The sequence below is a fragment of the Streptomyces sp. NPDC002265 genome (assembly GCF_040296125.1).
Lineage (GTDB): Bacteria > Actinomycetota > Actinomycetes > Streptomycetales > Streptomycetaceae > Streptomyces.
Window position 1 is genome coordinate 1 of the sequence record NZ_JBEOWS010000427.1, and the last position, 7261, is coordinate 7261.

Consider the following 7261-nt stretch of genomic DNA (forward strand, 5'->3'; position numbering starts at 1 on the left):
CTCTTTCCCAACACCCGCTCTTCCTATATATCTCTCCGGGGGTGTGCTTCTCGCCCGCCGCTACACTGGCGGGGGGCACGCCGCTGGGGGGCCACGGTTGGGCGGCGGCCCCCCGGCGCGCCCCGCCCACGGAGCTGTCGTGCATGGTCGGCAACCCGGGCCGGGGATGCAGCCGAGTCGCTGTCCTTGCCAGCGGGGCCAGTTGAGGGAAGAGCGCGGTCACGTCGAACGGCCGCGGCGGGGTGGTGAAACTCAATCTGGCTCCCGATGACCCGAACTGAGGTGTGATCAGTTACCGAGGTTGTACAACCCGGTGTTCTTCAGGGTGTTGGTGACATAGACATTGGGGAACAGCTCCTCGGTCGTCCCGTCCGCCCGTTCGATGTTAGCGCTCATGGTGACTCCCACCGGGATCGTGCTGGTGTCGTCGTTGTAGACGGGCGTCACCTGGTAGAAGATCGCGTCGTCCGGTCCGAAGAGGGAGACAGAGCCCTTGATCAGATTCTGCGCCATGCTTTCGTAGGTTCGCATGCTGGGCGTGCCGGTGTTCATCCCTGCCTGCCAGCACGGGACGAGATTGACCTGAATACCCCTTCCACCGGTGACTTTCGGGATCAGGTGACACCGGGCCAGCCCGTTGGTGAGCGAGTTGTCGGTCTTGAATTTCTGCGCGTCCTGCCAGCCCGGGATGTCCCCCTGCGCATCGGTGCCCTCGGGGACCGACCTGTCCAGGCATGCCTGTGCCTGGGTCGGCCGGTTTCCGGCCGGGCCGAGCGGGTCGGTCGTCTTGTTGACGTGGGCGACCGGTTCGGTGGTGTTCAGGATCCACCCGGCACCGTTGGGATCCGCATTGATCGGCGTGGTGTCCAGGCAGCGGGCGTGCGGGCCGGTGTCCGGCAGCGAGAACGTCAGCTCGAACTGGTCGGCGTCGATCACCCGCTGGTTCTTGAAGCCGTCGGCGAGCTGGTTGTCGGCGTACTGCTTCTCGGCGGGCGTGACATGGGCCTGCACGCAGGGTGAGGTGCGGTCCAGGTTACGGGCGTCGTTCAGGACGTAGGTGTCCCATTCGCCGTTGCCGAGGTTGGGGATCACCTTGACGCACTGCGCGCCGGCGGCGCCGCCTTCCTTCGCCTCGCCGAAGGGGAAGTCACCGCAGGAGTCGTTCTCGACGAGCTCCGTCTCGGGCGTGAAGCCGCCGCACGTGCTGGCGGTGCGGTTGGCCACGCCGCTCGTCGACCGGGTCAGCGGCTTGCCCTGCTTCCCCCAGCCGCCGTCGAGGTTCTGCTGCGCCCACGCATAGGCGGCCACGGCGCCGCCGGTGTCGGAGGCCGTCGCGCTCATCGGCACGACGGGCATGATCGAGGGAATGACACAGCCCGCCGTCGAGGTGCCCCCGACCGCGTTGTCGCAGCGGATCTTGCGCGGGTTGTCCCACGAGGCGTTGGGGTCGATGGCCGTGGCGCCCGGGGAGGTCACGTACATCTTGTACGAGGTGAGGAATTGCGCGACGGCGCCCGCCGCGGGGGACGAGGAGTACGTGACGGTGCCGGTGAGGGACTGTCCCTCGACCAGGTCGCTGACGTACCAGGGCGCGGTCTTCGTCGCCGTGCAGCCGGTTCCGCAGGCGGCACGGAACTTGGCGCTGAGGGCGACGACCTCGCCTTGCGCGGCGGTCATCGTCACGGTGACCTGCTCGCTCCACGTCGTGCCGCTCGCGGGCAGTGACGCACTGGTGGAGACCGTCAGGGTGGCGCGCCCGAGCTCCGCGCCGTTGCTGTCGCGCAGGAGGTAGAGGACGTTTATCCCACTCACGCAGTAACTGAACCGCTCGTAGGAGTAGTTGCCGGGGGTGACGGAGCAACTGGCGGCAGCGGCAGAAGCGGCAGCAGCAGTGGGGGTGGCGGAAGTGGCGGCAAGGCTCTGCGGCTGTGCCGTGGTACGCGCGGCCGGGGCGGGGCTGGTGCTCACACACGCCTCGACGGCGCCCGCCCTGCGCTCCTTCGAGCCCGCCTTCGTGGCCTCACAGCGTTCCCCTGACTGCTTGGGGAAGGCGCTGGTGGCGGAGGCGGGAGCGACGGCCCGGTTTGCCCGGTCGACCCTTTCCACCTGCCGCGGCTTCTCGTTCGTGGTCTGCTGTGCCGTGGCCGTGCCCGCCGTGGTGAGTCCCAGCGTCACCGCGGTCAGTACGGCCAGTACGGTCGACCGGGCCCGTATTCGGGCCGCGCCTCTGGGGCGTATCTCATGCATGTACGTCAGATCTCTCTTCCTTGATTCTTTGTCTTGGTGACAGGGGGGAAGGGGGGCACCGCACATGCAGTGCCCCCCGAAGGGCGTGACGGGTGGCCTGCGCCCTACCGCGTCAGGGCCGGACGAAAGCGACGCACTCGTCAGGCGACCAGGTCGTAGAGACGCTTGGTGATGGTGGAGGCCCCGTCCTCGACAACGCCCGCGATCTTGCCCACGACAGGCTTGACGAGAGTGCTGGCGGGCTTGGCAGCCGCGCCCAGCGCCTTGCTCACGCCGAAGGTGACCAGGCTCAGGCCGGTGCTTGCGGCGGACCACCCGAACTCGCTGCTGGTGAAGCCGTGTTCGATGCCGGTGAAGACAGTGCTGATGGCGCTCGCACCCACGGAGACGTCGGCGAAGAAGCCGGCCGCGACGAAGGCCGGCGGGAAGACGAAGCCTGCGAGAGTGCAGCCTGCGGCCAGGAAACCGGCACCGATGCTGACCGCGTTGGCCGCGTCGGCGTACCACTGGGCGTCGTTCCACCACTCGTCGGAGTCGGCGGGGTCCTTGGTGCCGTTGGGGTTGACCTGGTTGTTCCGGTCGTTGGCGGCGGGGTCGTTCTTGGCGTCGCGGTCCGCCTTGGCCCTCTCGGCGGCCAGCTTGGCCGCGATGGCCAATTCGGCCTGGTGCTTCTCGGCGGCGATCCGCTTGGCGTCGGAGTACGCGGCGGCGGCCTCCTTCGCGTCCGCCTGCGCGGCGAGCTTGGCGGCACGGGCGGCGTTGGCCGAAGTCTGGGCGTCGGCGGAGGACTTGAGGGCGGCACGCGCCGAGTCGATCGCCTTGTTGGCCGCGTAGTTGGCTGTACGCGCCGCGCCACGGGCGGTCGCGGCGGCCGCCTTCGCCTTGTCGGCGGAAGCCTGGGCGTCAGCCGCCGACTTGTCGGCGGCGTCCGCGTTCGCTCGCGCCTCGTCCGCGTAACTGTCGGCCTTCTTGGACGAGTCGAGCGCCTTGTTCGCCCACTCCTGGGCCTTGGCGGCGTCGTTACGGGCGTCAGCGGCGGCCTTCGACGCGAGCTCCGCGTTCTGCTGCGCCTGGTAGGCGATCTTCGAGGCGGCGGCGATCGCACCGCGGATCGCGGCGACATGGGTGGCCGTGTCGTAGTCGAGCTGGGCCGTCTGGAACTGCACCACGGAGATGAAGTTGCGGAGCATCCACGCCGGGCCCTCGAGGGCGACCTCGGCGTAGGCCTGGGTGAAGGCGCCACCGGTGGAGATGAGCTGGCCGGCGAGGACCTTGTCGTCCTCCTCCTGCGCCAGCGGGTAGGCCTCGTCGAAGAAGTAGTTGAGGGATTCGGTGGTGTTCTTGTCGAGTGCGTCGTTGGCGGCCTTGGTGACGGCCTTGCCCGCGCCATCCTTGAGGATCTTGCCGATCGCGACGCGCAGCTCCTCGTCGGAGGCCTTCTTTATGCCGATGGTGAGGAAGTCGCCGACGGCCGTGGAGGTGGAACTCGCAAGGGCAACCTGCGCGGCCTGGGCGATCGCCGGTGCGGCGACCGTCGCCACGTGGAGAGCGGTCTCGCGGTCGTCCTGGGCCTCGGCGAGGGCCCGGTCGAGGTCGATCCAGGCGAAGATGTCGTCGTCGGAGCCCGCCAGGGCGTGCTGGGCGGCCTGCCGGGTCCAGGCGCCCCGGGCCTCGAGCAGGCCGATCGCGGCCTGGCGCCCCACGGTCGCGGCGACTTCCATGTCGCCGGAGTACAGCGCCTGTTCGGCCCTCGAGGTGAGGTCCTTGATGTCCTGGGTGGTGCGTTCCGCCAGGAGCCGCTTGTCGCGGGCGTCGGACAGCTCGTCCGCCTCGACGGAGGCGAGCAGCTGCGCCTCCTCCATCGCCTGCTGCTTGTCCTGCTCAAGGGTCTGGGCCTCGGCGGCGCGGGCGTTCTGCTCCACCGTGACGGCGTCGGAGACGGCCTTGGTGGCGACGTTCGCGGCCTTCACGGCCGCATCGGCGTGCGCGGTCGACTTGTTGGCGTAGTCGATGGCCTGGCCCGCGTACTTCACGGCCTCCTCGGCCGCGGCCGCCGCATTGTCGGCGTGGTCGGCGGCGGAGTTGGCGGCGTCGCGGGCGGTGCGGGCCGCGGCGGCGGCAGTGCCGGCCAGCGCCTGTGCGGTGGACGCCGCGTTGGTGGCACGGTTGGCGGCAGCGGTGGCGATCGCGGCCTGGCGCTTGGCCTCGGCGGCCTCCGACTGGGCGACACCGGCGGCGACGGCGGCCTGGGCGGCGGCCGTGGCGGCGGCGGCCGCGTTGCGTGCGGCGGAGGCGGCGGCGTTGCCGGCGGTCGCGGACGCATCGCCGGCGATGGCAGCCTTGTTGGCGGCCGCGGCGGCGCTACGGGCCTTGGCCGCCGCGTTCCTGGCGGCGACCGCGGCGTCCTTGGCCGCCGCCGTCTTGGTCGCGTCCTTGGAGGCGGCGATCGCGGCCTTGTAGGCGGCGGCTGCGGCGCTGCCCGCCTTCGAGGCGGCCTGAGCGGCGCCGGTGGCCGCCCAGGAGGCGCGGCGGGAGGCATTCACCGCGGCGTTGGAGGCGTTGATGGCGTTGCGTGCGGCGTCCGCCGCGCCCTTCGCCGCGCTCGCCGCCTTGCGGGCCGCCGCCCCCGACTTCTGCACGTCGTTCTGGGCGGCGGTCGCCTCGGCAGCGGCCTTCTCGGCGGCTTCCTTGGCCTTCCCGGCGGCGGTCGAGGCGCGGGCCGAGGCCTCCACGGCCAGGTTGGTCTCCTGTTCGGCGAGCTTGCCCTCGCGCTCGACGACGGCCACCAGCTCCTCGATGGTCGCCGACTCCTGGTCACGGGCGCGCGCGATGTGCTGGCCGGTCTCGATGAACCACTGCACGTCGCCCGCGGCGCCGTCGAGGGCACGGCTCGCGTACTTCTGCACCTCCGGGCCGGCGGTCACCAGCATGGCGCTGACCTGGACCCTGGTGTCCTCCAGGCGCGAGTCGTACTGGCTGTCGGTGAGGAAGGCGGTGAGAGCCGGATTGGTGCCGGTGTTGAGGGCGGCGTTGGCGCTGCGTACCACCGCCTTGCCGCCGGTGGACGAGACGGTGGTGGTGGCGACCTGGAGGTCTTCGAGGATGGCCGGTCTGAAGCCTTGCTGCAGGAATGCTGCGATCGCGGCGTCGCCGTTCTCGAGGGCGGCGACGGCCTCCCGGCGCAGGCCCTTGCCCGCACGGTCCAGGCTGCGGACGATCGCCACCCGGTTGTCGTCCACGGTCTGCCTCGGCAGCGTCTCGGCGAGGAAGGTCTGGATGTCGGCGTCCGACCCGTAGAGGGCCACGGCGGCGGCGGCCTTGACGCCCTTGCCGCCGGTCAGCCACGCCCTGACGACCTTGGCGCGCTCGGTGTCCGGCAACGGCACCGGGTCGGGTGCGGTGCCTTCGGTGGCAGCGGCGGTGGCCGGTATCAGGACGGAAGGGGCGGCCGCGACGGCGGTCGCGGCGGCGAGCGCGCCGAGCACGCGGCGTCGGCTCCAGAAAGCTGTCTGCATAAGGGGATTTCCTCGCGTGAGAAGTGGGATGAGCACCGCTGAAAGCGCGCGGGCAGGATCCGGCACGGGTATACGTGGAAACGTCAGTGAATGACGGCGACCCTACCAACTCGCCACAGTTAGAGCAGAGTTAAAAAACCGGATCCCTCCTTACAGGCAACCCTTCGGGGTGGCGAACGCCACACCTGACGTGTCATCAAGGTCACGTGTTATAGCAGGTGATGACGGTTGGTCGACGCTTCAGACCTGTGCTGTCATGGTTGCGTTCGTGAAGGCCATGCAGCTCTACAACCCTCGCATCGAGAGGTCGGGCGGGCCTTTGTGAAATAGCTGTGAATCCCTCGATATGAAGGGTGTCCCGCAGGCCTGCCATTCCGCTTCGAGGCGCGGAGTGCGCCGAGGGGTCATGGTGTGGTGGCGGCGAGGAAATCGACTTGCTGCGCACGTTCTTGACGCTGCGGCGGCAGGCGTAGATGCCGTACTCGCCGCGACCGCTGGTGACCTCGCCCCGCCGAGCCGGAAGGCCGGCATGGCGAGCGTCCCGCGTCACTGGATGAACCTCCCGAGGACGTTCAAAAAGCGCCCAGGGTAGGGGTAAGCGGCACAAGGTTCCCATGTTCCCCCCGAAACAGGTGTCGATGTCATCGATTACCGGCGGAAGGATTGCACAGATCGCGCGGGTGAATTCACGCCCAGGGCAAACGCGTCCGATTTATCCCGCATGGCGCGTGTGTGCGTTGTACGAGCGGGAGGGAGTGTGAGGGAGTGGTGAAGGTGCCTGGGGGCACAGGATCGTCCGTTGCCGATCCATCATCGGATGTTTGCACTCTGATTGCGCGCGGCATGCGGGGTGTTCACGGTGAGGTGGTCTGCGTCACGGCAAGAGCTGGGCTTATGTCCACTTCTGTGTAGAACACGACGGCTGGACAAAGCATGGATCATGAGATTTCATGGCGCGGTCAAAGGATTCCCGTCTGGGATGCACAAGCGCTTTCGCGGTCCATTGCCCGAGCGGCTTGATGCCTCCCCGACCCCTGATCGCATCGTGCGACGAGGCGGGTGGACGGGACTTTGAATGGCTGTCTGGGGGCGGGGCGCCGGGGTTCCACAGGGGGGGTGAGCTCATGGGTATGCGTTTGCAAGCTGTTGCTTTGTTATGCCGAGAGTCTTTTTTCCGCACATCCTTGAACCCGTCCTCGCCGCTGGAAACGGCTTCAATGCCCGCCTTTCATTCCGCGTTCCGGAGTTTCCCGGGACCGACGACGAAGGCTGTGGATCAGGACTGTGATGAAGGCACGTGTGCGTACCGCGCTTCAGGCGCGGCCGGGCCGCGGGAGACTTGTGCGGCGTGTGGTGGGACTGGCGGCAACGGCCGCCCTGGGTTTGCTCGTTGTGACGCAGGGCCTGCCGGGCGCTTCCGCCGGGGCGAGTGCGTCGGGCGCCGATGTGGCTCCGGTCGCGGGCGAGGCCCCGGGCTATGCGGTGGAGGACTTCGCCTA

Annotated in this window: 2 protein-coding genes and 1 pseudogene; all 3 read right to left on the minus strand. The window is 69.1% G+C overall.

What is annotated here, in order from left to right:
• Positions 1-256 (minus strand): annotated as a pseudogene (locus tag ABT085_RS46885) (hypothetical protein); the annotation flags it as partial.
• A gap of 32 nt (positions 257-288) precedes the next feature.
• Complete coding sequence (locus ABT085_RS41355) at positions 289-2247, minus strand: DNA/RNA non-specific endonuclease (protein ID WP_351620735.1); 1959 nt, start codon at positions 2245-2247, stop codon at positions 289-291.
• A gap of 140 nt (positions 2248-2387) precedes the next feature.
• Positions 2388-5762, minus strand: coding sequence for an ALF repeat-containing protein (locus tag ABT085_RS41360; RefSeq protein ID WP_351620738.1), 3375 nt, complete (start codon positions 5760-5762; stop codon positions 2388-2390).
• Positions 5763-7261: the final 1499 nt, after the last annotated feature.

Excerpts from the sequence above, each read along its gene's own strand:
- ABT085_RS41355 (WP_351620735.1), bottom strand. The coding sequence starts at position 2,247 with ATGCATGAGATACGCCCCAGAGGCGCGGCCCGAATACGGGCCCGGTCG.
- ABT085_RS41360 (WP_351620738.1), bottom strand. The coding sequence starts at position 5,762 with ATGCAGACAGCTTTCTGGAGCCGACGCCGCGTGCTCGGCGCGCTCGCC.